21 protein-coding genes and 3 pseudogenes are annotated in these 22,805 nt (G+C 68.4%); 9 read left to right on the top strand and 15 right to left on the bottom strand.

Features of this window, described 5'->3' with window-relative positions; all coding sequences use genetic code 11:
- Nucleotides 1-618: 618 nt before the first annotated feature.
- The 4 genes and pseudogenes from OHA03_RS43805 (at nucleotide 619) to OHA03_RS43790 (ending at nucleotide 4,332) form a co-directional block, all read left to right on the top strand.
- On the top strand, nucleotides 619-1,011 hold the full coding sequence (locus tag OHA03_RS43805; protein ID WP_267009473.1) for a hypothetical protein: 393 nt from the start codon (nucleotides 619-621) through the stop codon (nucleotides 1,009-1,011).
- A 739-nt stretch (nucleotides 1,012-1,750) separates the two neighbouring features.
- Nucleotides 1,751-3,003, top strand: a pseudogene (locus tag OHA03_RS43800) (IS256 family transposase).
- 78 nt (nucleotides 3,004-3,081) lie between these two features.
- A complete protein-coding gene (locus tag OHA03_RS43795) occupies nucleotides 3,082-3,432 on the top strand; it encodes a hypothetical protein (RefSeq protein ID WP_267009472.1) in 351 nt (116 codons plus the stop codon).
- 318 nt (nucleotides 3,433-3,750) lie between these two features.
- Nucleotides 3,751-4,332, top strand: coding sequence for a hypothetical protein (locus tag OHA03_RS43790; RefSeq protein ID WP_267007738.1), 582 nt, complete (start codon nucleotides 3,751-3,753; stop codon nucleotides 4,330-4,332).
- Here OHA03_RS43790 and OHA03_RS43785 read toward each other — a convergent pair.
- The 8 genes and pseudogenes from OHA03_RS43785 to OHA03_RS43750 all read right to left on the bottom strand — a co-directional run bounded on the left by OHA03_RS43785 (nucleotide 4,280) and on the right by OHA03_RS43750 (nucleotide 10,140).
- A complete protein-coding gene (locus tag OHA03_RS43785; protein ID WP_267008271.1) occupies nucleotides 4,280-4,822 on the bottom strand; it encodes a transposase in 543 nt (180 codons plus the stop codon). The genes OHA03_RS43790 and OHA03_RS43785 overlap by 53 nt on opposite strands.
- 32 nt (nucleotides 4,823-4,854) lie before the next feature.
- Complete coding sequence (locus OHA03_RS43780) at nucleotides 4,855-5,190, bottom strand: transposase (protein WP_267008270.1); 336 nt, start codon at nucleotides 5,188-5,190, stop codon at nucleotides 4,855-4,857.
- Between the two features lie 152 nt (nucleotides 5,191-5,342).
- Complete coding sequence (locus OHA03_RS47940) at nucleotides 5,343-5,699, bottom strand: ATP-binding protein (RefSeq protein WP_323181409.1); 357 nt, start codon at nucleotides 5,697-5,699, stop codon at nucleotides 5,343-5,345.
- 233 nt (nucleotides 5,700-5,932) lie between these two features.
- The gene (locus OHA03_RS43770) at nucleotides 5,933-6,637 is read right to left on the bottom strand and encodes a hypothetical protein (protein ID WP_267009471.1); all 705 of its coding nucleotides are present in this window, start codon (nucleotides 6,635-6,637) and stop codon (nucleotides 5,933-5,935) included.
- Nucleotides 6,638-6,737: 100 nt separating this feature from the next.
- Entirely contained in the window at nucleotides 6,738-7,163 is a 426-nt protein-coding gene (locus tag OHA03_RS43765; protein ID WP_267009470.1) for an SsgA family sporulation/cell division regulator, read from the bottom strand.
- Nucleotides 7,164-8,245: 1,082 nt separating this feature from the next.
- Nucleotides 8,246-8,921 (bottom strand): annotated as a pseudogene (gene ribA / locus OHA03_RS43760) (GTP cyclohydrolase II RibA).
- 258 nt (nucleotides 8,922-9,179) lie between these two features.
- Entirely contained in the window at nucleotides 9,180-9,446 is a 267-nt protein-coding gene (locus OHA03_RS43755; protein WP_267009469.1) for a TetR-like C-terminal domain-containing protein, read from the bottom strand.
- Nucleotides 9,447-9,744: 298 nt separating this feature from the next.
- A complete protein-coding gene (locus OHA03_RS43750; RefSeq protein WP_267009468.1) occupies nucleotides 9,745-10,140 on the bottom strand; it encodes a VOC family protein in 396 nt (131 codons plus the stop codon).
- A 90-nt stretch (nucleotides 10,141-10,230) separates the two neighbouring features.
- Here OHA03_RS43750 and OHA03_RS43745 point away from each other — a divergent pair.
- Nucleotides 10,231-10,386, top strand: a pseudogene (locus OHA03_RS43745) (IS5/IS1182 family transposase); the annotation flags it as partial.
- Nucleotides 10,387-10,607: 221 nt separating this feature from the next.
- On the opposite strand, the gene OHA03_RS43740 reads toward OHA03_RS43745, so the two are convergent.
- From OHA03_RS43740 to OHA03_RS43720, 5 genes are all read right to left on the bottom strand, one after another.
- Nucleotides 10,608-11,225, bottom strand: a complete 618-nt coding sequence (locus tag OHA03_RS43740; RefSeq protein WP_267009467.1) for a malonic semialdehyde reductase — start codon at nucleotides 11,223-11,225, stop codon at nucleotides 10,608-10,610.
- Nucleotides 11,226-11,365: 140 nt separating this feature from the next.
- Nucleotides 11,366-13,384 carry an acetoacetate--CoA ligase gene (locus tag OHA03_RS43735; RefSeq protein ID WP_267009466.1) on the bottom strand — a complete coding sequence of 673 codons (2,019 nt, stop codon included), beginning with the start codon at nucleotides 13,382-13,384 and terminating at the stop codon, nucleotides 11,366-11,368.
- A gap of 16 nt (nucleotides 13,385-13,400) precedes the next feature.
- A complete protein-coding gene (locus tag OHA03_RS43730; protein ID WP_267009465.1) occupies nucleotides 13,401-15,008 on the bottom strand; it encodes a bifunctional 3-(3-hydroxy-phenyl)propionate/3-hydroxycinnamic acid hydroxylase in 1,608 nt (535 codons plus the stop codon).
- The gene (locus OHA03_RS43725; protein ID WP_267009464.1) at nucleotides 15,005-15,943 is read right to left on the bottom strand and encodes a fumarylacetoacetate hydrolase family protein; all 939 of its coding nucleotides are present in this window, start codon (nucleotides 15,941-15,943) and stop codon (nucleotides 15,005-15,007) included. Before OHA03_RS43725 ends, OHA03_RS43730 begins: the two co-directional genes overlap by 4 nt.
- Nucleotides 15,940-17,085, bottom strand: a complete 1,146-nt coding sequence (locus OHA03_RS43720) for a VOC family protein (RefSeq protein ID WP_267009463.1) — start codon at nucleotides 17,083-17,085, stop codon at nucleotides 15,940-15,942. Before OHA03_RS43720 ends, OHA03_RS43725 begins: the two co-directional genes overlap by 4 nt.
- A gap of 137 nt (nucleotides 17,086-17,222) precedes the next feature.
- On the opposite strand from OHA03_RS43720, the gene OHA03_RS43715 reads away from it, so the two are divergent.
- The 3 genes from OHA03_RS43715 to OHA03_RS43705 all read left to right on the top strand — a co-directional run bounded on the left by OHA03_RS43715 (nucleotide 17,223) and on the right by OHA03_RS43705 (nucleotide 21,136).
- Nucleotides 17,223-17,858 (top strand): TetR/AcrR family transcriptional regulator, encoded by a 636-nt coding sequence (locus OHA03_RS43715; RefSeq protein WP_267009462.1) that lies wholly within the window; start codon nucleotides 17,223-17,225, stop codon nucleotides 17,856-17,858.
- Between the two features lie 195 nt (nucleotides 17,859-18,053).
- On the top strand, nucleotides 18,054-20,240 hold the full coding sequence (locus OHA03_RS43710) for a SpoIIE family protein phosphatase (protein ID WP_267009461.1): 2,187 nt from the start codon (nucleotides 18,054-18,056) through the stop codon (nucleotides 20,238-20,240).
- 266 nt (nucleotides 20,241-20,506) lie between these two features.
- The gene (locus OHA03_RS43705) at nucleotides 20,507-21,136 is read left to right on the top strand and encodes an IclR family transcriptional regulator C-terminal domain-containing protein (RefSeq protein ID WP_323181388.1); all 630 of its coding nucleotides are present in this window, start codon (nucleotides 20,507-20,509) and stop codon (nucleotides 21,134-21,136) included.
- 75 nt (nucleotides 21,137-21,211) lie between these two features.
- Here OHA03_RS43705 and OHA03_RS43700 read toward each other — a convergent pair whose 3' ends face one another.
- On the bottom strand, nucleotides 21,212-21,382 hold the full coding sequence (locus OHA03_RS43700) for a hypothetical protein (protein WP_267009460.1): 171 nt from the start codon (nucleotides 21,380-21,382) through the stop codon (nucleotides 21,212-21,214).
- An 18-nt stretch (nucleotides 21,383-21,400) separates the two neighbouring features.
- Here OHA03_RS43700 and OHA03_RS43695 point away from each other — a divergent pair, with 18 nt between their 5' ends.
- Nucleotides 21,401-21,643 (top strand): hypothetical protein, encoded by a 243-nt coding sequence (locus tag OHA03_RS43695; protein ID WP_267009459.1) that lies wholly within the window; start codon nucleotides 21,401-21,403, stop codon nucleotides 21,641-21,643.
- A 95-nt stretch (nucleotides 21,644-21,738) separates the two neighbouring features.
- Here OHA03_RS43695 and OHA03_RS43690 read toward each other — a convergent pair whose 3' ends face one another.
- A complete protein-coding gene (locus tag OHA03_RS43690; protein ID WP_267009458.1) occupies nucleotides 21,739-22,785 on the bottom strand; it encodes a zinc-binding dehydrogenase in 1,047 nt (348 codons plus the stop codon).
- Nucleotides 22,786-22,805: the final 20 nt, after the last annotated feature.

The raw sequence follows: 22,805 nt of genomic DNA, 5'->3' as shown, positions 1-22,805 counted from the left end.
GCCGATTGCGAGTGGGCCCCTTGCGGCGCGCTGACCTGCGATTTCCCTCTGACCAGGCTAAATACTTAGCGCTTTGGCCCGCATCAACCCGTTCAGGCCCGCTTCAGTTCTCCGCCGTTTTCCCGTGGGAAAACCACGGGAACCGCGAATAGGTTCTCCTGACCTGCGGCATCCATTCTCGGGCTCCGTGAGCATGCACCAGCCGCCAAGCTGGCCAAAACCATACGCGTGGATGGCTGCCCACGGTCGTGCTCCGCGGTCGAGGAGCAGATGCAACTGCCACGACGCCCAGGTGACTGGTTGCCGAGGACAGTTTTCGCTCATGAGACGGACACCCGGTCCGCCTATGGACTACGTGTCCGTCTCATACGTCCTTCTGGTCGACGAAGCCGAGCGACCTACCACCGACGGCCGCCACGAGGGCACCGCAGCCGTCGGCGCGTTGCCCCCAGCCCCTCTCCCGTGTGGCGCCCTCGACATTTCCATACGTCGTATGGTACTAATGAAAGGCAGTTCCATACGACGTATGGAAAGACTTTGCTCAGACACGCCAGGCGCATCACATCGCCTGCACAAGCAACTGATGATGCAGATCGCACCAATCCGGAAGGAATGACCATGAAGCTCAAGAAGCGCATCTCTGTCACTGCTACCTCCGTGGTGGTCGCGGGTGTTGCCGTTCTCGGTGCCGGGGGCACCGCTTCGGCCGCGACTCCTGACTTCGCACACGTTCAGCGTCCGGCCGTCAGCGTCAAGGCCACCGACTACCGCTGGGACCACGGTGTCAGCTACCTGATCGAGCAGGGCTACTGCTGGGACGGAGTCCGCGGCTGGCACCAGGACGACCGCGTCACCGATGCGACCCGGTACGGCCACGATGGTCACTCCTACCGCTGGGATGACACTGAGTGCGGCTGGAAGTTCGACAGGTCGTACCGGTACCACTGGAACCGCTTTGAGCACGACGGCCGGGACTGGTACCACCACGACCGCAACCACAGCGACCACTGAGACAGACGCCACTTGTGCCCGCGGGCCCAAGCCGTTCGCATCGCCGACATGCCGTGCGCGCCTGTCGAGGGCGGTCAGCCGACCATAGTCGGCCCTCGATGCCGCGGCAGCACCCCGAAGTATGAGGCAGCAGCCGCGCGGCACCGCTGGGTTCGGTCATGTGGTCTTCATCGGGCCAATGGCGCCGGCTACTTGACCGTCATGCAGCACGGTGTGCGTACCGGCTAACCGTTCCCGCCTGCATCCGCTCGTACAGGAACGCTAACCCGTCTGCGGCCATCTGTTCCGCGAAGGCCGCGGAGTCTGCGCGGGCGTCCTCGGGGAGCTGCTTGTACTCCTGGGCCGGACCGGCCGGGGCTTTGCGAGACCACCAGCCGCCTGCTCCGAGGGACAGTCCTGTCGACACGGGAGCACTCGCTCGTCTCGAGGTGGCGCTGGATTCGAGTTTGTGCCCCAGTCCGGCGGCCTGATTCGACCGCGAACGCACCTGACCGGAAGGGACTTGCGAGTCGCCATGCTCGGCGACCGCCACAGGCAGGGGGAACCCGTGCGCCCCACAGTTCGTCGGCGTGCTCCTCGACTCTGAGCGCCCCGCCGACCGGGACCGCCCCTACGGAGCAATGCTCATGACCTGTGGATCGGGGCTCGGGGATCGCGCGAAGGGCGTACCTTCCCGAGTGATCGATTGAAGGTCACCGAGTAGGCCCGCGTTCGCAGCGCGGGTCGGGAAGGCACGCCCGTGCTCAGCGTAGTCAATGCCGACGGCAGCACCCCGAACGGCTCCCTGATCGACGAGATCGTCCGCGAAGGCGCACGCCGGATGCTCGCCGCCGCTCTGGAGGCCGAAGTCAACGCCTACATAGCCGAGTTGGCTGACCAGCGGGACGAGAGCGGGCGGCGCTTGGTCGTCCGCAATGGCTACCACCAGCCAAGGTCGGTCACCACCGCCGCGGGAGCCGTCGAGGTGAAGGCCCCGCGGGTCAACGACAAGCGCGTCGACGAGGCCACCGGGGAGCGCAAGCGGTTTGCCTCGGCGATTCTGCCGCCCTGGTGCCGCAAGTCCCCCAAGATCAGCGAGGTGCTGCCGCTGCTCTACCTCCACGGCCTGTCCTCCGGGGACTTCGTGCCCGCACTCGAGCAGTTCCTGGGCAGCTCGGCCGGCCTCTCACCGGCCACCGTCACGCGGCTCACCCAGCAGTGGCAAGCCGACCACAGCGCCTTCGGCGAGCGGGACCTGACCGGATCCGACTACGTCTACGTCTGGGCCGACGGCATCCACCTGCGCATCCGCCTGTCGCAGGCCAAGTCCTGCGTCCTGGTCGTCATGGGCGTGCGCGCGGACGGCACCAAAGAACTGATCGCCATGGCCGACGGCTACCGTGAGTCCGCCGAGTCCTGGGCCGACCTGCTGCGTGACGCCGCCCGGCGCGGCATGCGCGCCCCCGCCCTGGCCGTCGGCGACGGCGCGCTCGGCTTCTGGAAGGCCCTGGCGGAGGTGTTTCCCGAAACCCGCCATCAGCGGTGCTGGGTCCACAAAACGGCCAACGTCGTCAACGCCCTGCCCACGTCGGCCCAGCCCGGCGCCCGCAAGGCCCTCCAGCAGATCTACAACGCCGAAGACCGCGAGCACGCCGAGAAGGCCGTCGCCGCGTCGAGAAGACCTACGGCGCGAAGTGGCCCAAGGCCACCCGGAAGATCACCGACGACGTCGACGAGCTGCTGGCGTTCTACGACTTCCCCGCCGAACACTGGATCCATCTGCGCACGACGAATCCCATCGAATCGACCTTCGCGACCGTGCGGCTGCGGACCAAGGTAACCAAGGGAGCGGGAAGCCCGGCCGCCGCCCTCGCGATGGTCTTCAAACTCGTCGAGTCCGCCCAGGCCCGCTGGCGAGCAGTCAACGCACCCCACCTCGTCGCACTCGTCCGCGCCGGAGCCCGCTTCGAACGCGGCCACCTCGTCGAACGCCCGGAGACTCTTGCAGCATGATTGATCAACCAGAAATGATAACAAACCGACCCCATGTGCTCCACTCACCTGGGAACGCAGAACGTCGGAGGAGGCTCGATGGGTGACGTGCGAGGTGTTCCCTGGCGTGAAGCAGCACGGGTCACGGCACTGTGCTGGGTGGTCTGCGCAGTGGCCTACGCCATTCTCAACCTCCTCGATCAACCGACGCTACCCGTTGCCGCGCCCGTCGTGATGCTCCTGGCGCGCTGGTTCTGGGACCGGCACCGGCACTGGGCCGCGGGCGCTGCGGCAGCCTTCGCGGGCTCGGCCGTCGTGTTCGTCCTGACGGACCTGGCACGGCTGCATTGGGACCGAATCGCAGCGGATGCATTGACGACGGCAGCAGGAGCAACCGTAGCCCTGGCCGTCTTCACCGGGGCATCGCGGCTGACGCCTCCAGCTACCTGATCAGGCGCACGCGATCCACAACTCTTGACAATTACTCCCGCCTACGACCTCAGCCAGGCTCGGCCCGTGGCAGAACGGGCGCTGCCCGTGGCCGTGGGCGCGGCTGTCATGCGTGGTCTTCGATTACTTCAATGGACCAGTGACTATGTGCAAACCATCTGCGTTAAAGGGCGCGCAGCCACTCTCACTGCGCAGGAGCCGCGCTCAGCGCGTCGCCGACTGGAGCACACGAGGGGGCCGCGGTTCAGAAGCCGTTGTTGAACCGGATGTGAGCGTTGAGTTCCTGCTGGTCAGGCATGGTTTTGGTCGGGGTGAGGGATGGTCTCGACGTTCTGTTTCCGCTTGATCGTCGAGGGGTGCGCGGTGGCGTCGATGCTGGGGTTGTTGGAGGCGCGGGAAACGGCTGCCCGCGAGCGGGTGGAGGACCTGCGGGAGGAGGCGGCCCGTGCGGCCGCGGCGCTGGAGGCCGCCGAGATCGAGTTGGACCGGCGGGTGATCGCGCGCGAGGAGCTCGTCGACGCTCTGGCCGCATCTGCCGAAGAGACCACCGTCGTGACGGAGGTCGAGGGCGAGGAAGTGTCCGCTCCTGTGCCGGGGTCCGCGTCAGTGCCGAGAGCGGTCGTGCCGCCCTGGCGGGAGGGGTTGTCGGTGTCGGTGCTTTCGCTGGACAACCAGCGGATCCTGAACGTGCTTCAGGACCGGCCGGGTCACGAGCCGGTGCGGGCCAAGGACATCGCGGCGGCACTGGGTATCGACAACACGGTCGCGGCGAAGGTCGAAGGGGTGCGGTCGAAGGCCAAGCGCCTGGCCGAGCGCGGGTGGTTGCTCCAGGAGGCGTCGGGGGCGTTCAGTGCCGGCCGTCGGCTCGTGGCCGGGCCAGTCGGCGGCTCATCCGCGTGATCATCGAGAACAGGATCATCGCCTCGCTGGTCGCGGTCAGTGTCTCGTAGTCCCGGCACAGACGCCGCGACTGCATCAGCCAGCTCAGAGTGCGCTCCACCACCCACCGTCTCGGCAGTACCACGAACCCCTCCATGTCGTCGGTGCGCTTGACGACTTCAAGGGCGAAGGCGAGTTTCTGCCGGCACCAGTCGACGAGACCGCCGGTGTAGCCGCCATCGGCCCAGACCAGGCACATGTCCCGGTGCAGCCGGCGTAGCCGCTGCAGCAGGGGCACGGCCGCTTCGCGGTCGCCCACGTTCGCGGCGGTGACCGCGACGACCAGGAGCAGGCCGAGGCAGTCTGTGATGATGTGCCGCTTGCGGCCGTTGATCTGCTTGCCGCCGTCGTAGCCGCGTGAGTCGGCGGGCACCGTCGCGGCGGCCTTCACCGACTGCGCGTCGATGATCCCGGCCGTCGGTTCCACCGCGCGGCCCTCGCGCTCGCGAATCCGCCCGCGTAGCCGGTCGTGGAACTCGGTGATCAGTCCGGCTGCCGCCAGCGGCGGAAGAAGGCGTAGACGCGGTCCCAGTCGGGGAAGTCCGCGGGCATCGACCGCCAGGAGATCCCGCCCGCGACCAGGTAGCGGATCGCATCCAGCATCTGACGGTGGCAGTACCCTTCGGGCTGCCCGCCGCGGCCCTCCAGCCAGGCAGGGGTGGGCAACAACGGCCGTACCGCCGTCCATTCCTCGTCGCTCATGTCCGAGGGATACCGGCGCACCCGGTCCGGGTGATCGGCCGCATTGCCGTACACGTGCGCGAGGCAATCGCACGACACGCCGGGCGAGTTGAAGTCCACGGGCGCAGGCGCGTACACATGTGACAACGGGGCCTCCTTGGGCCGCTCGGTTAGGTTCGCACCCCCGAGCTACCAAGAGGCCCCGCCTTCATGCCCGCACCACCACACGATCACCCGACCAGGAACCTTGTTCGACCTGCACGTTCCATGATCGGTACGACAACGGCTTCTCAGTGTGAATACTCGATGAGCTGCTCGGCCCAGATCGTCTTGCCGCCTAGGTTGTAGCGGCAGCCCCAGCGCATGGCGAGCTGGGCGACGAGGAACAGGCCGCGCCCTCCCTCGTCGGTGGTTGCGGCACGCCGCAGGCGAGGCTGGGTGGGGCTGGAGTCGGTGACCTCGCAGACCAGAACGTCGTGGCGAAACAGACGCAGTTCCGCAGGCGGACGACCATAGCGGATGGCATTGGTCACCAGTTCGCTGACGATGAGTTCGGTGGTGAAGACGAGGCCGTCGAGCCCCCACCTGGTGAGTTGGCGGGCTGTCCATGCTCGAGCCTCGGAGACGGCGGCCGGATCGGCCGGGATCTGCCACTGGGCGGTGTCCTTCGTCGGGACGGCGCGGGTGCGGGCCAGCAGCAGGGCCGCGTCGTCACGCGGCGCCTGGTCAGCCAGGTTGGCGAGGAGAGCCGCGCCGGTTTCGTCCAGAGGAGCTCCGGAAGGCAGGACGCGGCGAGAGTGTCCATCAGGTGCCGCAGCCCTTGGCCGATGTCGTCGCCCTCCCGTTCGATCAACCCTCGGACACTCGCGAAAGCGCGAGGCTAGAGATTCGTGCCGGTGCCGCCATCGTCATCCGAAGAGTCCCGTTGCTTCCTCTCGCCCGGAGCGGAGAGGTCCTCTTGCTCGTCCAGCAGCTCCAGGAGCGCGGCGTCTGCCCTCTGCTTGTCTTCTTTCGTCAGTTCAAGAGGTGCGTTGCTATAGACGGTGTACCTGTCGGGATCGCTGATGTTGGCGGCCCTCAAGGTGAACGTCAGAAGGGTGCGCCACCCCTTGCGGTGGCCGACCCTCGCCTGTAGCTGGACCTTGTAATCACGGGGCTCCGGAACGAATCCGGAAAAAGGTGCCTCGAACTCGATGAGGAGTTGCTGCGCTTCTCTGCCGGCCACGGCAAATCCGGCTGGCAACTTCGACTCGTCCTCCGGCCCGGGTTGGAGACGGGACGGTGAAGACATCCACAGGAGTGGCAGGTGGGAGGCGGGCTCATCGGGGAAACTCAACCTGAGATCCTGCACGACTATCGGCTTGGCACCGGTGTTGTGAAGGACGAGCGGAAGCCGCAGGCGAGCCATGGAGCAGTGAACAATCGCGGCAAAGGAATGAGGCTCCCAGGACTGCAGGTGCCCTTGCCTGGCGTTGATCCACCAGAAGGATGCGACGGTAAAGAGCAACGCGCAAACCGACACAAAGCCAGCACCAGGAATCGATGGGAAGGCATCCTGAACTGCAGTGGCCATCAGGGAAAGCACAATTCCAGTGTGCCAGCCCCAGGGTGCGCACGCTAACAGAACTCGGTGACGCGGGGCCCTTGAGCGGACCAGCCTCTCGGTACGGGGCAGCTGCGTTCCTTCATCCTTGGGCTATGAGGTGCGCCAGATAAGCGTCCAAGATGATGTGCCCGGACTCGGCCCCCCTGGGCACCACCGCCTCCGTTTCATGCAGGAACGCCTTGATTTGTCGCGGCGGGGCTTTGAGCAAGGCCGTGCCATCTGGCGGATTGAGAAGGATGTACAAGTCGCTGCCGTCATGCTCCTCCTCGACGGCCCATACACGTATATCCCCCTCGCCGGCGGGGCCCTCCAGACCATCGGCCAGAAGATCTCGCCCAATGACCCATTCCACCGTCTCGTCGCTGCCGACAACGTCGAATGCGGCGCGGACAACATGGGGATCGCTGGGTTCGTACTGCAGCCTCATACTCACGGACAAGGACATCTCATGTGAGACGACGAGCTGTACAGGTAGCCCCCGAATCAAGGTTTTCAACGACTTCATTGCTCTCACTCGCGGTGCCGAGAAATATGGGAGGGGCAAGGGCCATCGGAAGTCCCGTCGCTGGAACAAGCGAGGCATGAACGGAGAAGCGGTACTACAACGCCCAGTGCGGGATGCCACCAGCATCAGTTGCCGGACGAAGGCAACCTTCGCGTCCGACCGGCGCCGCAGCAGTCCTCGCTGTACCGGCGCCCCTCCCGCAGGTAGTTGATGCCGTAGTCCCAGCGGTGCTCGTTGAGGCGGTACCAGCCGTGGTCGCGGTCGCCACCCCAGCGGTGGTCGTCGGTCTCGACGCTGACGGCCGGGCGCTGGGCATGTTCGGGCGTCGCCGTCGCGGCCGACGCAGTACTCCCAGCGCCAAGAACGGCTCCGCCGGTTACCGCCAGGGAGGCGACGGCGGTTTTCCTTCGGTTCAGAGCGCTCCGTCAGTGCAACAGGCGCACAGGTCACTGATGCAATTTGCGGGGCGGAATTCGAATGCAGCAGCGTGGGCCGCCCTGCTCCCTGCGCGTCGGTCGGCTCTGTACCGCGCCACCGGGAGGACGCGAGAGAGGTGCCGTTGCGCCGATACCCCGAGGTTCCATACCTCGTACGGAACCTCTCTTCATTGATACCATACGCCGTATGGAAAGTCGAAGGGTGCTGTCAGCAGGGGGAGAGCCTCACCTGTCACTCGTGATGACGGCGAAGCGGCGCCGGAGACCCGGCCACGTGCTGGCCGCCACTCCGCAGGGCGAAGGGGGGCGCCGGAACGAGATCCGCGCGTCGCCCGAGGGCGGTCGTTACGAAACACCCCGGCCCACCCCGTGGTCAACGGCAGGTCGAGAACTTATCCATTGCGAAATTTGCTCCCGAGCGGTCTTCACCCATCTGCTCGACCTGCGGCTGAAGCTTTCGCTCCCGCTGGGAGCCCCAACTGAGAGACAGCGGCCCACCACTTACCGAGTACAGCTTCGAGGCTCGCATCGACCCGCTGGCGCCGGGGACCCGTCTTCCTGCTCGGCGACGCCGTCCATCTGCCTGGTCACGCGCCGGATCGTGATGACGACATGGCTGGGCCATGGCCCGATGGGCATCGGCCGTCAGCCCGCCGTCCATTCCGTCTGCGGCAGCGTGTGCTGGGTGCGGACCACGCTGGTACGGAGGTAGCGGACGTTGTGGGCCGTGGTGAAGACGCCTGTGGGAACGTGCTGGGTCACCGTAAGGCCCAGGGTGCGCAGCCGGGCCGCCTTGTCCAGGTCGTTGTACAGCAGGTCCAGCTCAAAGATGCCGAGGGCGGCGAGCAGCTGCGCGGCGGCGGTGTAGTCGCGGGCGTCCTCGGGGAGGCCGAGGGCCGCATTGGCCTCGTAGTGTCGAGGCCCTGGTGCTGGAGGGCGTAGGCGTCGAGCTTGTCGTAGAGGCCGATGCCGCGTCCCTCCTGGCGGAGGTAGAGCAGGACGCCTCCGCGGCCGGCGATGCGCTCGACCGCCTCGCGCAGCTGGGGCCGCAGTCGCAGCGGGCCGAGCCGAAGACGTCGCCGGTCAGGCACTCGGAGCGCAGGCTCACCAGCGGGGACCTGCCTGCGGCGGGTGCGCCAAGGAAAGCGCCCACGTGTTCCTGCCCGTCGGCGAGGTGGTGGAAGGTGGCGAGGTCGGCGGTCACCGTATAGCCGTCGCCGAAGTGGAGCGGGACCGTCACGCGGGTGCGCACCGTGGCCGCCGACAGGCCTGTCGGATTGCTACTACCGCTGGATACGGTGGCGTGTCGTGATCCATTCATGCCGGGACTACGAGGCAACTTGTCTCAGATAGGCCTGCGTCACGCCGTTACTTTCAAAGGTGTGCAGCGATCGAATCGGTGGCACCCGCACCGGACTACAGGCCGATCGGTTCGTGCCGACAGGTTCGGCCGACTACTGCTGAGGCGGTCGGGGAACCCGCAGGTGACAGGGCCCCTCGCAACTCTGTATGAGTGCGAAGGACTGCCACCTTGATCAGCCCCGGCCGAACGGCGGACATCCAGCCACGCCGGGGACCGCTAGGACCAGCCCCGCATAGCGGCATCCACGACGACGGCGTCCACGGTGTCACGCCCCAGGCGGATCCCGGCGAGAAAGCGCTCAAAGAACAGGGGGCCCGCGGTAGCCATGACATAGGTCTCGGGGGTGACGTCGGACCGGAGCTGGCCGCGCTCCACGGCCGCGGCAACAGCGGGACGCAGGGCATCGGCGATCTGGTTCAGCAGCGAATCCCGGAGGCGGCGCATACCTTCGTCGTCCCGTGAGCCGCCGGACGACCGCAGCAAGGACGGCACCTGCTTGCTCGTCGTCCCACCGCTCGGCAAGGCCGGCGGCCGCAATGGCCATGCCCAGCGGTAGCACCGGCTTGGGGCCTATGCGCGGCACCAGGACGTTGGCGGCCACGGCGGACGCGGACGAGGATGCCACGATCATGGGCAGGAAGGCGAAGCCGGTGCGCCCTGCCAAGCAGCAGTCCGACTGACAGCGGGTGATGCGTGAGCTCAGCTGGAGAGCGCAGAAGTCCGTCACAGGCTCCGGATGACGGTTGCGGTGCGTGGCCGGATGTGGGTACCCGCTCACGGCCTAGTTCTGCGGTGCCAGGGTGCGTAGGACGCAGAACTCATTGCCCTCGAGGTCTACCATGACCACCCAGTTTCGGTCTGAGCCTTGGCCCACATCCGCCTTGGTCGCGCCGAGGCAGAGCAATCTGGTCACCTCGTCCTCGGTGCTGCCGTCGATCGGGCTGACGTCGAGGTGAAGCCGGTTCTTCATAGTCCTACCCCCGGGCACCTGGACGAACAGCAGGGTGGGCGACATCTGGCGGGCCCGAACATCCTCAACGGTAGGCACCCAGGAGCCGATCTCGACCTTGCCCTCGCTCCGGTCGATCACCTTGAAGTCCAGAACCTCGCACCAGAAGGCCGCGAGTCTCTCAGGATCTTGGCAGTCAACGGCCAACTCGGTGAACCTACTTGTCATGACTCTCCAAGACAGTGCGGATGGGACTCAGAGTATTGGCCCATGCCGTTCCAGGCATCGAGCTACTTCACGCGTTGACCGGTATCACCTATACCGACGCGGCTCGATGCCGGCACGACCACCGCCGAGATCCTCGCGAAGCTGCTGGCCGAACTCCGTGAACGGCTTGACACCCGCAAGACCACCCGTGCTCTCGGCCCCTTCAAGCAAGGTGTCTTGGTACTGCGCTGGATCCTCGACGGGACCCTATCCGGGCAGTGGTGGCAGTATCGGTACCAACGGTCCCGCATTCCATCCCTTCGCGAGCCGCATTTCGTCGGTTCCGCCACCTCGGCAGGGGTGAAAAAAGTGGGCGCCGGTACTCAGAGGAGCACCGGCGCCCACGGCATGGCACCTCTCACCTACACGTCGACCGCTCTCGGGTGATCGGACTTCGGATCCCGCGCGACCATGCGGCGGCAGTGCCGTCATACATAGGCGACGGCGTCCTCGACAGGCACGCGGGGCAGCCGCGGGAACCACGGGTCGGCGCCGGGGTGACCGATGTTGACCACCAGATGCGAACGCCAGCTGGTACCGGCGAAGAACTCCTCGTCCACGCCGGCCCGGTCGAAGCCCGCCATGGGACCGGCCGCCAGCCCCGCCGCGCGCACCGCGAGCAGGAAGACCCCGGTCTGCAGTGCCGAGTTGTAGGCCGCGAGGCTTTCGCGCTTCTCCGTCTGGTTGGCGAACGCCGCTCGCAGCATCTCGCCGCGAGCCGGGAACACGGTCGGCATCTGCTCGTGGAAGTCGACGTCGTACGCCAAGACCGCCACGGCCGGCGCACTGAGCGTCTTGGCCCTGTTGCCCTCGTCGAGATGCCGGCCCAGTCGCTCCTTGCCCTCGCGGGTGCGCACGAAGAGTACACGCAGAGGCTGACCGTTGGCGGCGCTCGGCGACCAGCGGGCGAGTTCCCAGATCATGGCGAGCTCGTCGTCGGCAACGGCCGTTGCGGCGAAGGTGTTCGCGGTGCGGGCCTCGGTGAACAGCACCTTTCGTCCGGCGTCGTCGAGGACATCGAGGGCCTGCGGTTCGCGGTAGGTCATGCTCATCATTGCTCTCTTACTTCGGTTGTGTGTGGTGCCGGGGCGGGTTGACCGCCCCGGCACCACCCCGTGGGGACGGGGGTTTGCGGAGCCGGGCAGGGCACAGGGACCTCACATGGGCCTGTGTCCCCTGTCCGACGTCATGTGTGTTGTGTGGACCGCTTGTTCCGCTCCGTGCCCAAACGGGCGAAGTAGGCGATCAGTTCGGGGTTGTCGACCGCCGCGGGGTTCAGGACCTGCTCGGCGGGGGCGCCCTGGAGCAGGCGCTTGACGGGAACCTCGAGCTTCTTGCCGGTCTTCGTGTGCGGGAGCGCCGGTACGGCGAGGATCTCGTCGGGGACGTGGCGGGGGGAGGCGCCGGCTCGGATCGCGTCGCGGATCTTCTCGCGCAGGGAATCGTCCAGGCCGACCCCCTCGGCGAGGACGACGAAGAGCGGCATCCAGTAACCGCCGTCGGGTTCCTCCGCGCCGATGACGAGGGCCTCGGTGATCTCGGGGAGTCGTTCGACGATGTCATGGATGTCGGCACTGCCCAGGCGCACGCCGTTGCGGTTGAGGGTGGCGTCGGAGCGACCGTGGACGATCACCGAGCCGTGCGAGGTGAGCGTGATCCAGTCGCCGTGCCGCCACACACCGGGGTATGCGCCGAAGTAGGCGTCGCTGTAGCGGCTGCCGTCGGGGTCATTCCAGAAATACAGCGGCATGGACGGCATGGGGCGGGTGACGACTAGTTCGCCGACCTGATCGAGGACAGGGGTGCCGGTCTCGCCGTAGGCGGCCAGCGCCACGCCCAGGCTGGGGGCGGACAGCTCCCCCGCCCAGACGGGGGTCGTGGTGGCGCTGCCGGCGAAGCTGGAGACCACGTCCGTGCCGCCGCTGGTGGAGGCCAGTTGGACGCCTGCGCCCACGTGGTCGCGGACCCAGGGGTAGGCGGAGGCGGGCAGAGCGGAGCCGGTGCAGCCGATGACGCGGATGGCCGACAGGTCGTGCGCGGAGGGTTCGATGCCCAGCTTGGCCATGGCCAGCAGGTACTGGGGGCTGGCGCCGAAGAGGGTGACCTTGTGCCGGGCCGCCAGTTCCCACAGGATGTCCGGGCGCGCCTGCGGTGCCGGGCTGCCGTCGTAGGTGCAGGTGGTGGCACCGGTCAGCAAGGTGGAGACGACCAGGTTCCACATCATCCAGTGGGTGGTGGTGTACCACAGCAGGCGGTCCCCGGTGCCCAGATCGCAGTGCAGGCCGAGCATCTTGAGATGTTCGAGCAGAACCCCGCCGTGCCCGTGGACGATGCCCTTGGGCACGCCGGTGGTGCCGGATGAGAAGACGACCCACAGAGGGTGATCGAACGACACCGGGGCGATGGTGAGGTACTCGACGCGGGTGGCCGAGTCCTCCCAGGCAACCGTCAGCCCCCCGTCCCCGCCCTCGGGCCAGGCAAGGCCCACATGGTCCACGAGCACCGTGGCCTTCAGCGTGGGCAGGGCGCGGACCAGTTCGAGCGAGGCGGTCCGGCGGTCGTGTGTGGTGCCGTTGAACAGGTAGCCGTCCGCGGTGATGAGCACCGTGGGTTCGAGCTGGGCAAAGCGGTCGGCGGCGGCCTTGGGCGCGTAGTCCTGGCCGCACACCGACCAGACTGCGCCCAGGCTGGCGGTGGCGAGGAAGGCGATGATGGCGTGGGGGGTGTTGGGCAGATAGCCCACCACCCGGTCGCCCTGTCCGACGCCCAGGTCGCGCAGGGTGGCGGCGAAGGAGGCGACCCGGGCGCGCAGCTCCTGGCCCGTGATCTCATAGCCGGCTCCGGTCTCGTCCAGCGCGGTGATGGCGGGAGCGTCCGGCTGCAGGTTGCGCAGCGCGTGGTGGGCGTAGTTGAGGGTGGCGCCGGGGAACCAGCGGGCGCCGGGCATGGTCTCCTCGTCCAGCACTCGCTCGTACGGAGTCGTCGCGTCGATGTCGAAGTATTCCCACACCGCCTCCCAGAACCCCTCCAGGTCGGTGACGGACCAGCGGTGCAGGGCCTGGTAGTCGGTGGGGTCGGGAACGCCGTCGGCGTTCTTGTGCCGGGCGGCCCATCCGGCGAAGTCCGCAATGCGACTGCGGGCGGCCACGTGCGGGGCGGGAGTGAAGAAGGGTTCCGGGTGCGGCGCGAGGTGCGGGCTCGTCATGGTGTGGTGCTCCTCGTCAGGGGACGGGCGGGGCGTCGGCGGACCGGCGGGCCGTGTGCAGCAGGGGGGCCCAGGCGGCGGTGTCCGTGAAGTCGGCGGCGCCGGCGGGGACGGTGTCTATCACGACGCGGTCCGGGCGCAGCAGGACGGCGTCCGACCGCCCGCGTGCCAGCCAGGCGGCCAGGTTGCCGTCGTCGCCCAGGTCGTCGACGTGGATCGTCGGTGCGCCCAGTGCCGTGGCCACGGCCGTCATCTGCGCCGTGGGCGGCACAGCGGTCAGGACAGCGAAGGAGTCTCCCAGGACGTCATCGAGGCGCACTCGCCTGCCGTCGTGATGTACCCAGGGCTGCGGGCAGAAGGTGCCGGCCAGCACGCGGCCGGTCAGCCTGGGGCGGCGCCGTACGAGTGGACCGGCGGTCAGGGCGGGGCTGAGGTCACGGCTCACCGCCGCGGTCACGCCGGGGATGCGACAGACCGCGCCCACGACGGCTCGGCGCAATGCCGCACCGCGGTCCTGTCCGCCGGTCATGGCCCAGCCGACGGCGACCGCGACGCGGATCACATGGCGGGCGTGCGGCTTGCGCTCATGCTCGTAGGAATCCAGCAGCCCCTCGTGTGTGCCCTGTTGGAGGACGCGGGCGAGTTTCCAGGTGAGGTTGTGAGCGTCACGCAAGCCGGAGCACATGCCCTGCCCGACGAAGGGCGGGGTGAGGTGGGCGGCGTCGCCCAGCAGGAAGACACGCCCCCTGCGCCACCGGTCGGCGAGACGGGCATGGAAGGTGTACTGCGCCTGCCGGATCACCTCGAAGTCGTCGCCCTGCGAGGCTGGCAAGTCCACCCAGGGGGCGACCAGCTCGCGCAGGCGCTCCCATCCGTCCGGGCCGTCCAGGTTCTGGTCGTCGGCCAGCCGGAACTCCCAGCGGTAGCGGTCCTCGCTGATGCGCATGAAGGTGGCTGGCCGGGTGGGGCAGCAGATCTGCTCGGCACCTTCCCAGGTACGCACCGGGAGGCTGGTGCGCACGTCGATGACCCGCCAGGTCTCCTCGAAGTGCAAGTCCTCCCAGTCGGTGCCGATGGCGTCACGGGTGAGACTGCCCGCACCGTCGCAGCCGAGGACGGCATCGGCCCACAGGTGCTCCTCCTCGTCACTGCCGTCGCGGCGGAAGGTGATCCGGACCGGACCCGTGGGATCGTTCGATCCGTCGGTGTCCTGGGTGACGGACATGACCTCCATCCCGCCCCACAGCTCGCACTCGGGGCGGCGCGCCAAGGCGTCACGCAGCAGGCGTTCCAGCTCGGGCTGGTTGAACATGCTCAGCTGCGGGAAGCCGTGGAGGCCGTCCATGGACCGCGGGAATTCGGTGATCACGCGGCGACGGGCGTCCAGGAGCCGCAGCCCGGGCGCCGGGCGGGCGAGGGCGGCGAATTCCTCGTGGACACCGAGGCTCTGCAGGATCCGGCGGATCTCGTCGTCCACGACGACGGCGCGCGGCTGGGGGTAGATGTCCCGGTGGCGTTCCAGGACGACGCTGCGCACTCCGTGCCGGGCGAGCAGGAGGGCGGCCGTGACCCCGACGGGTCCGGCACCGATGATCACCACCGGTATCCGGGATTCGGCCTTCATGGTGCGTCCGTAACGGGGGTCCGCTGCTCGCCGAGATCGATCTGCCCGTCGGGGGTGGCGATCGTGGCGGTGATGAGGTCACCGTCGCGCAGGTAAAGGGGGTTCTTGGCCTGGCCCTTGAAGAAAGCCTTCCACCTCACCGCGGGCGACAGCAACGCACTGATCTTCGCGATCAGCTTGGGCGGGGCCTTCAGGGCCGTGCCGCCGGGAGTGCCGGTCAGCAGCAGGTCGCCCGGGGCGAGGGTCTGGAAGCGGGCGAGCACGGTGAGCGCCTCTGCGGGGCGTACGATCATGTCGGCCAGCGTGCGGTCCTGGCGCGACACGCCGTTGACCGACAGCCGCAGCCGCAGGTTCAGCAGATGGGCGAAGTCCTCGGGCTCCAGCAGAGCCAGGTACGGCCCCGTCGGCGTGAAGGTCGGATAGGACTTGGCCTCGTAGAACTGGGTCTTGGTCAGCTGGACGTCGCGGGCGCTGACGTCGTTGGTCAGGACAAGGCCGGCGACGTAGCGCGGCAGGTCCTGCTCCTCGACGACGGTGCCCACGGGCAGGGTCGCGCCCATGACGAGGCCGAGTTCCACCTCGTAGTCGAGGAATTTCACGTGCGCGGGGCGGACGATCGTCTCGTGCGGTCCGCTGACCGAGCCGGACGCCTTGCGGAAGAAAGTGGCCGGAATGTCTCCGGTGAAGCCCGAATCCTTCGCGTGGCTGCGGTAGTTGACCATCTGGGCGACCACCCGGCAGGGGGTGGTGACCGGAGGTAGCGCCACCAGGTCGGCGACGGGTGTGCCGCTCTCGACGGAGGCGGCGGCCTCGCGGACCGCGTCCCGGTCGGCGAGCAGTTCGGCGGTGGTGACCGCCTTGGTCTCGATGCGGACGGCGCGCCCGTCTTGGACGACCCACCAGCCGTCGGCGGTGCGCAGAACGTTGGTGCTCATGAGCTCATCGCTTTCATCAGGCCCAGCAGGCGTGCGGGGTCGAGTTCGTTGTCGCCGCGCAGGGCCGTCATGACCTCGCGCAGCTTGGCGGGGGACGGGCTGGTGCCCAGGAAGTCGCGGGTGACCGGCGGGCCCCACTGGGACAGGCCACTCGCCGACATCGGCGCCCAGCCCGGCTCCAGGTCGCAGGAGAACAGGTCGCCATCGGCGAAGTGCTCCAGCATGAAGTGGTCGGGGTCGCGCCAGTAGTCGAACAGCTGGCTGCCCTGGATGTGCCGGCCGATGCCCCAGCTGCGCTTGTAGCCGCGCTCGGCCAGGTACTCCCCACCGGCGCCGATCGCGTCAAGGTCGGTGACCTGGTAGGCGGAGTGGACGTAGCCGGTGCCGGGCCCCAGGTGCAGGGCCAGCGTGTGGTGATCCACGGCCAGGGCGCCCTGGTCGCACCGGATGAACGCCATCGTCGGCCCGCGCCCGCGCTGCCCGTCCAGGAACAGGAAGTCACTGACGATCATCCCGAGCGTGTCCAGGTACCAGTCCAGGGTGCGGGCGAACACCCGTGTCTCCAGCACCACATGGCCCAGCCGCTGGATACGGGACGGCTCACGGGGCGCACGCTGGGTGGCGTTCGTACGACGGGGTTCGCCGCCGAAGTTGAGGATCAGCGGCTGCTGCTCGGGCAGCGCTGGCAGCTGCTCGGCGCAGTACACGACCCGGACCGGCAGGCCCGAGGGATCGAGCAGGGCGACCGACTGCCCACCGCCCGGTACGCCGATGTCCCGGACGGTACTGCCGGTGGCGCGGGCCAGCCGGTCCAGGTCGGCCCGCTCGGCCACGCGGAACGTCGGCCCGATGAAGCGGGACGTACGCCCCTTGCGGATCACCATGCACGGCGAGCCCGCGAAGGTGCCGCGCAACCACAGCTCGCCCTCGGTGCGGGCGGCGATCGCGAAGCCGAAGTCACGGGCGAAGACCTCGGCCTGGTCCAGGTCGGGCTTCTCGAACTCCAGCCAGGCCAGGTCGGCCACCTTGATCACGGGATTCCGGGACCGTCCCGGATGCTCACCGCGCAAGGCGCCCTGCTCACTGTGGAGGTCTTGGTGGGGCGTCTGGGGAGCGGCCCTGTTAACGGGGGTGTGGGACATGGTGTCCTCCAAGCAACACTGCTGTAATGAGGAAATCATCAACTTTGCCGTTACCCGTCGTCAATAGGGTGGACTCAAATAATTGATGATCTCATCACTAATGGCAGACTCATCGCGACGGTTGTTACAATCGCCGTATGCCGACGTCAGCCCCGCCCAAGAACCGCTTCGAGCGGCGCCGTGCCGAGACCCGTCAGGCGCTCGTCCGTGCGGCCCGGAAGATCCTCGCGGAGACCGGGGACACCAGCGCCAGCATCCAGGCCATCGCCGAGCGCGCGGACGTCGGTTTCGGCTCCTTCTACAACCACTTCGAGTCCAAGACGGAGCTGTTCGACGCCGCGGTGACAGACGCCCTGGACGAGTTCGGGCAGGTCATCGACGAGCGCGTACAAGGAATCGACGACCCGGCCGAGCTCGTCGCGGCGGGCTTCCGGCTCACCGCCCAGATGGCCGACTCCCACCCTGAACTCATGCGGATCCTGCGTGACCGCGGTCTGGCCCAGATCCACACCGACCGGGGCCTCGCCCCTCGAGCCCTGCGCGACCTGGAGACCGGCATCGCCTCAGGCCGCTTCACCTGCACCAACCCGACCACCGCCCTGTCCGCCCTCGGCGGGACCCTGCTGTCCCTCGTCGCGCTGCGGCTGGCCCGCCCCGACCTCGATGGCGACGAGGCCGCGTCGGACCTGGCCGAGATGGTCCTGCGCATGCTCGGCGTCCCGCCGGACGACGCCCACCAGGTGACCCGGCGGCCGCTGCCCAACCTCAGTTGACCCGGAACACCGGCTGCGCCGGGCCTCGTGGACACCGGAAAGCCGTGGGCGCCACCCCGTCCGCCGGTGGCCGCGCGGGCCGTCGTCCTCGACCCCGACCAGCCCCCGTGAGACCGGGCTCCTCCCGGACACCGCGCAGCCAGATGCGGCCGGCTGAGACTTCGCGGTCCACCAGGACGGCGTAACGTCGTCAGTGTGGATTTCACCGCGGACAGTCTCCTGTCCCGTGCCGCGCATGAACTCAGCCCGCAAGCGGACGAGCTGATCCACGACATAGAACAATGCCTGCGGCGCGAGGTCCCCGAGCTGTGGGACGAACCGGACATCGGACAGATGACGGGGGAGAACGTCGCTGAGCACGTCATCACCGTGCTTTTCGGCATCGAGCACGGCATCGATCCAAGGCCCATAAATCCGCCGGCAGCCGACGCAGAACGCGCGCGTCGGCTGGCTCAGCGCGGGAAGCCGGTCACAGCGATGCTGCGCGCCTTCCGGCTCGCGCAGGGCCATATCCTCGACCGGCTACTCGAAGAGCTGCCCCGACTCACCAGCGATGCAGAGCCCATCAACGCGGCGACACGCAAGCTGATCGCACTGTCGACCGAGTACACGGACCACACCTCGGAGACGGGCGTCCTGGCCTTCCAGGAGGAGCGGGATCGCCAGGTGCAGCGGCGGCTGTCGGTGGTGAACGAAGCGAGCGTACGCGTCGGAACGACCCTGGACATCGCCCGCACCGCCCAGGAGTTGGCGGACCTGGCCACCGAGCACCTCGCCGACGCCGTCACGGTCGACCTCCTCGACACGTCTTCCGGAGAGGAGCCTCCTGCGAAGGACACACTCGTGGTCCGCCGGGTCGTCCAGCGGTCGATGATGGACGGCTTCCCCGAGACGACCTACCTGGAAGCGATCTACGGGGAATCGTCGGTTCCGCCGCAGCAGCTCCACAGGTATCCGGACGGATCCCCATCGGCTCGCGCCCTGGTCACCGGCCAGCCTTCACGGCACCACCTCGGCCCGTCCGCATCAATGCTGCTGGTACCGCTGTGCGCCCGTGGCACCACGCTGGGTGTCGCTCAGTTCTTCCGTCACCACAAGCCGGACGCGTACGGGGACGAGGACCTGCTCCTCGCCCAGGAGATCGCAGCCAGGGCGGCGGTGGCCATCGACAACGCCCGCCGATACACGCACGCGCGCGCCACCGCCCTCACCCTCCAGCGCAGTCTGCTCCCGCGCAGTACACCCGAGCAGTCCGCCGTGGAGGTCGCCTGCCGCTACCTGCCTGCCGCCGCCGAACTCGGCGTGGGCGGCGACTGGTACGACGTCATCCAGCTGTCCGGTGCCCGGGTCGCACTCGTGGTGGGCGACGTGGTCGGCCACGGCATTCACGCCGCCGCCACCATGGGCCGGCTGCGGACCGCCGTGCGCACCCTCGCCGACATCGACCTGCCGCCCGACGAACTCCTCACCCACCTGGACGACGTCGTCATCCGCCTATCCGCCGAAGTCTCTTCCGAAGTCTCTGCCCAAACGGACACCGAATCCGCGGGGGACATCGGGGCCACCTGCCTGTACGCCGTGTACGATCCCGTCGCCAGCTGCTGCACCCTCGCCCGCGCGGGCCACGTGCTGCCCACCGTGATGACCCGGGACGGAACCGCCGACATCCTCGAGCTGCCCGCCGGCCCGCCACTCGGCCTGGGCGGCCTTCCATTCGAGTCGGCGGAGATCGACCTGCCCGAGGGCAGCCTCATCGCCCTCTACACCGATGGCCTGATCGAGACCCTCGACCACGACATCGAGGCGGGCCTCACCCGACTGCGTCAAGCCCTCGCGCAGTCCTCCACCTCCCTGGAAGCGACCTGCGACACCGTCCTCAAAGCGCTGCTGCCCGCAGACCGACCGCACGACGACGTGGCACTCCTCCTGGCCCGCACCCACACCCTCGGGGACAGTCAGGTCGCCACGTGGGACGTGGATGCGGACCCGGCCGAGGTCGCCCGGGTCAGAGCGAGCGTCGCCGAGCAGCTGACCACCTGGGGACTAGAGGAACTCGACTTCACCACCGAACTGGTCGTCAGCGAGCTGGTCACCAACGCGATCCGCTACGGCCGGCCTCCCATCCAGCTGCGTCTCATCCACGACCGCACCCTCATGTGCGAGGTCGCGGATGCCGGCAACACGACTCCGCACCTGCGCCGGGCCCGTGTCTTCGACGAGGGCGGGCGAGGCCTGTTCCTCGTTGCCCAACTCGCCGAGCACTGGGGAACGCGCCATGCCCGCCGTGGCAAGACGGTATGGGCGGAATGCGCCCCGGGCACGCCGGAACCCTTCTCGGACGCGGCAGCACTGGACGTGGAGGGTATTCCGGGCGTCGTATGAGCACCATCTCCCCCGGCCCGCCGAGAAGATCGCCAGGCTTCTCGGGGCTTCGACTGGGTGACGATGCAGCACCTGTCGGCGTGACGTGAACGCGCCCAGTCACGTAGGGATGAACATGCCCCGTTCTTGATGTGCTGAGGGTTATCGGTGGGCAGTCCGCCCCGGTCGCCCCGCCCGTGGGGCCGCGCGCGGACCTGGCCCTCGGCGGATGGTGGATGAGGTCGCGCCGCTGATCGCACGAGGTCCAGCCCCTCATCGCTGAGGAATTGGGCATCAGTCCCGGTGAACTGGCTGGCCTACACCACAGGTTCGAGGTCGCCCCCGGGGCCCAGGCCCCGGTCGACTGGGGCGACTGGGGCGACTGGGGGAACGAAGGGGGCTGTGGCGAAAGCCTGCTGAAGCCGGCTCATGCTGGACGCCTACGCCGCGCTCGGCGCGCCCGCTGCACCGTCCTCGTCGGGGTGCGCGTCGGCGACGCCCTCGTCTTCGCCGACCATGCCGGTCAGGAGTCACCCAACCTGACTTTCGTCGCGCGCACCCACGCCCGTCGCCCCCTCTTCACGACCGCTGCCGGCAAGACTCTCCTCGCGAGCGTCCCCGACGAGGAGATGTACCGGCTCCTGGAGCTGGCCGGTGCGGAACAGGCAGGAGAGGTCCGGCAGTTCCTCGTCGAGCTCCCCGAGATCCGCTCCCGCCGACTCGCCTTCAACCGCGGAGTCACGTTCAAGGACGCCTTTGCCGTGGCCACCCCCCTGCTGGCATCCGACGGCAGTCCTATAGCGGCGATCAGCGCAGCCGTCGACCCCTCGGAAGCGGATCGTCTCGACGACGTCGGCGAGGAACTCAAGAAGGCAGTCGCCGTTGTCGGCCCCCGGTACGGGCTCAACCACGCCTGATCCCCCGCGCCGGCGAGCGCCCGGCTGCCACGCTCCGGTGATGTCCAGCCGTCGCGGAAGCCGTCGGCGCCCGCCTCAAGGGACCATCACCAGCAGGAGGGCGGTGTCGTCGGCACGCTCTCCTGTTGACCGGGCTCGGGCGAGAAGTGTGTCGGCGATGTCGTCCAGTGGGCCGGTGGCTTTGGAGAGCGCTGTCGCGAACGGGTCGTCCTGCACGGCGACCTCGCCTGGTGCATGACCCTGCACTCCGGGCAGTGCTCCAGCATGAGCATCGCGGGCGTCGAACTGCTGGCCCGGCTGCTCACCGAACACGACCACCTGCCCGCCGCCCTCGGCGAGCGGGAGCAACGGCTGCGCCCGTTCGTCACCCGCCACCAGAGTGAGGCCATGCGCATGCGGCACTTCTTCATGCCCGCCCACCGCTTCGGGCACGCTGCCCGCCGCACCCTCATCCGCGCGGCCAACACCTTTGTCGGCTCCGCGCCCACCAAGTCCCTTCTGAACTGACCGTCCACACAAGACCGTGGGCGCCGGTGCTCCCTCAGCACCGGCGCCCACTCACCCCTGCCCGAGGCGGTCTTGATGAACTTTCTGTTCAGTTATCAGGGGACGAGGATGAGGCGGATCGGGTCGCCGATCTTGTTCTCCAGCCGGTTGACCGCGTCGGCGGCCTCGGCGAGCGGGATGTGGTCGGTGATGGAGGGGGCCAGGTCGAGACGGCCGACCTCGGCCAGCCTTACCAGCTCGGTAACGGACTCGGGGCTGCCGCCGTAGTGGCCGCGCACCTGCTTGCCCAGGTAGTTGAAGGTCAGGCCCTCGGTGATGGTGAGGGGCCTGGGGCTGATGCCGACCAGGATGAGGACTCCGCCCAGGCCAAGTGCGGCGGCGGCCTGCTCACGGACGGCGGGCACGCCGGCGCAGTCGAAGGCGAAGTCGAGCCCTCGTCCGGCGGTGGCCGCGCGGACCTGGTCGGCGAAGTCGTCGGCGGCCGGGTCCAGGGCGAAGTCCGCGCCGAAGGCCAGGGCGCGTTCGCGGGCGCTGGGCAGCGGGTCGACGGCGATAATCGGCGCGGCGCCGACCAGGCGGGCGAGGCGTACGTTGTGCGCGCCGACTCCGCCCACGCCCCAGACGCCGACGGACTGCGCGGGGCGTACGCCCGCGGTGGTGACGACGGCAGCGTACGGGGTGGAGACCGCGTCGGGGATGATCGCGGCCTGGTCGAAGGGGAGGTTGTCGGGGATGGGGATGAGGGTGTCCTCGCGGGCGAGGGTGTACTGCGCCCAGCCGCCGTCGTAGTCGATCCCGGCGGTGCGCATCTGGGTACAGGGGCGGCTGCGCACGCAGCCGGCGCACTGGCCGCAGGTCTTGCCGGCCTCCAGGGTGACGCGGGTGCCGACGGTCAGGCCGCGCTTGAGGTCGGGGCCGAGAGTGTGGATCACACCGGACACCTCGTGGCCGACGGTGACCGTGTCGGAGGTGGCGAACAGCGGGACGAGGGAGCCATCGATGAGGTGGACGTCCGAGAGGCAGACGCCTGCGGCCTTGACCTCGATGAGGACCTCGCCCGGGCCGGGCACGGGGACGGGAACCTCCTCCACGGCGAACTTCTTGCTGTCCAGGTGGAAGCGTCCTGCGAGCATGGTGTCCATGGTTCTCTGCTTTCTGTGAG

Origin of the sequence: Streptomyces sp. NBC_00154 (assembly GCF_026342835.1) — a bacterium.
GTDB lineage: Bacteria > Actinomycetota > Actinomycetes > Streptomycetales > Streptomycetaceae > Streptomyces.
The sequence above is the reverse complement of the archived record's forward strand: the minus strand, read 5'-3'. Positions and strand labels throughout refer to the sequence as shown.

Coding starts and splice junctions, on each gene's coding strand:
- OHA03_RS43805 (WP_267009473.1), top strand. CDS start 619: ATGAAGCTCAAGAAGCGCATCTCTGTCACTGCTACCTCCGTGGTGGTC.
- OHA03_RS43795 (WP_267009472.1), top strand. CDS start 3,082: ATGGGTGACGTGCGAGGTGTTCCCTGGCGTGAAGCAGCACGGGTCACG.
- OHA03_RS43790 (WP_267007738.1), top strand. CDS start 3,751: ATGGTCTCGACGTTCTGTTTCCGCTTGATCGTCGAGGGGTGCGCGGTG.
- OHA03_RS43765 (WP_267009470.1), bottom strand. CDS start 7,163: ATGAAGTCGTTGAAAACCTTGATTCGGGGGCTACCTGTACAGCTCGTC.
- OHA03_RS43750 (WP_267009468.1), bottom strand. CDS start 10,140: ATGACAAGTAGGTTCACCGAGTTGGCCGTTGACTGCCAAGATCCTGAG.
- OHA03_RS43740 (WP_267009467.1), bottom strand. CDS start 11,225: ATGACCTACCGCGAACCGCAGGCCCTCGATGTCCTCGACGACGCCGGA.
- OHA03_RS43735 (WP_267009466.1), bottom strand. CDS start 13,384: ATGACGAGCCCGCACCTCGCGCCGCACCCGGAACCCTTCTTCACTCCC.
- OHA03_RS43730 (WP_267009465.1), bottom strand. CDS start 15,008: ATGAAGGCCGAATCCCGGATACCGGTGGTGATCATCGGTGCCGGACCC.
- OHA03_RS43725 (WP_267009464.1), bottom strand. CDS start 15,943: ATGAGCACCAACGTTCTGCGCACCGCCGACGGCTGGTGGGTCGTCCAA.
- OHA03_RS43720 (WP_267009463.1), bottom strand. CDS start 17,085: ATGTCCCACACCCCCGTTAACAGGGCCGCTCCCCAGACGCCCCACCAA.
- OHA03_RS43715 (WP_267009462.1), top strand. CDS start 17,223: ATGCCGACGTCAGCCCCGCCCAAGAACCGCTTCGAGCGGCGCCGTGCC.
- OHA03_RS43695 (WP_267009459.1), top strand. CDS start 21,401: ATGAGCATCGCGGGCGTCGAACTGCTGGCCCGGCTGCTCACCGAACAC.
- OHA03_RS43690 (WP_267009458.1), bottom strand. CDS start 22,785: ATGGACACCATGCTCGCAGGACGCTTCCACCTGGACAGCAAGAAGTTC.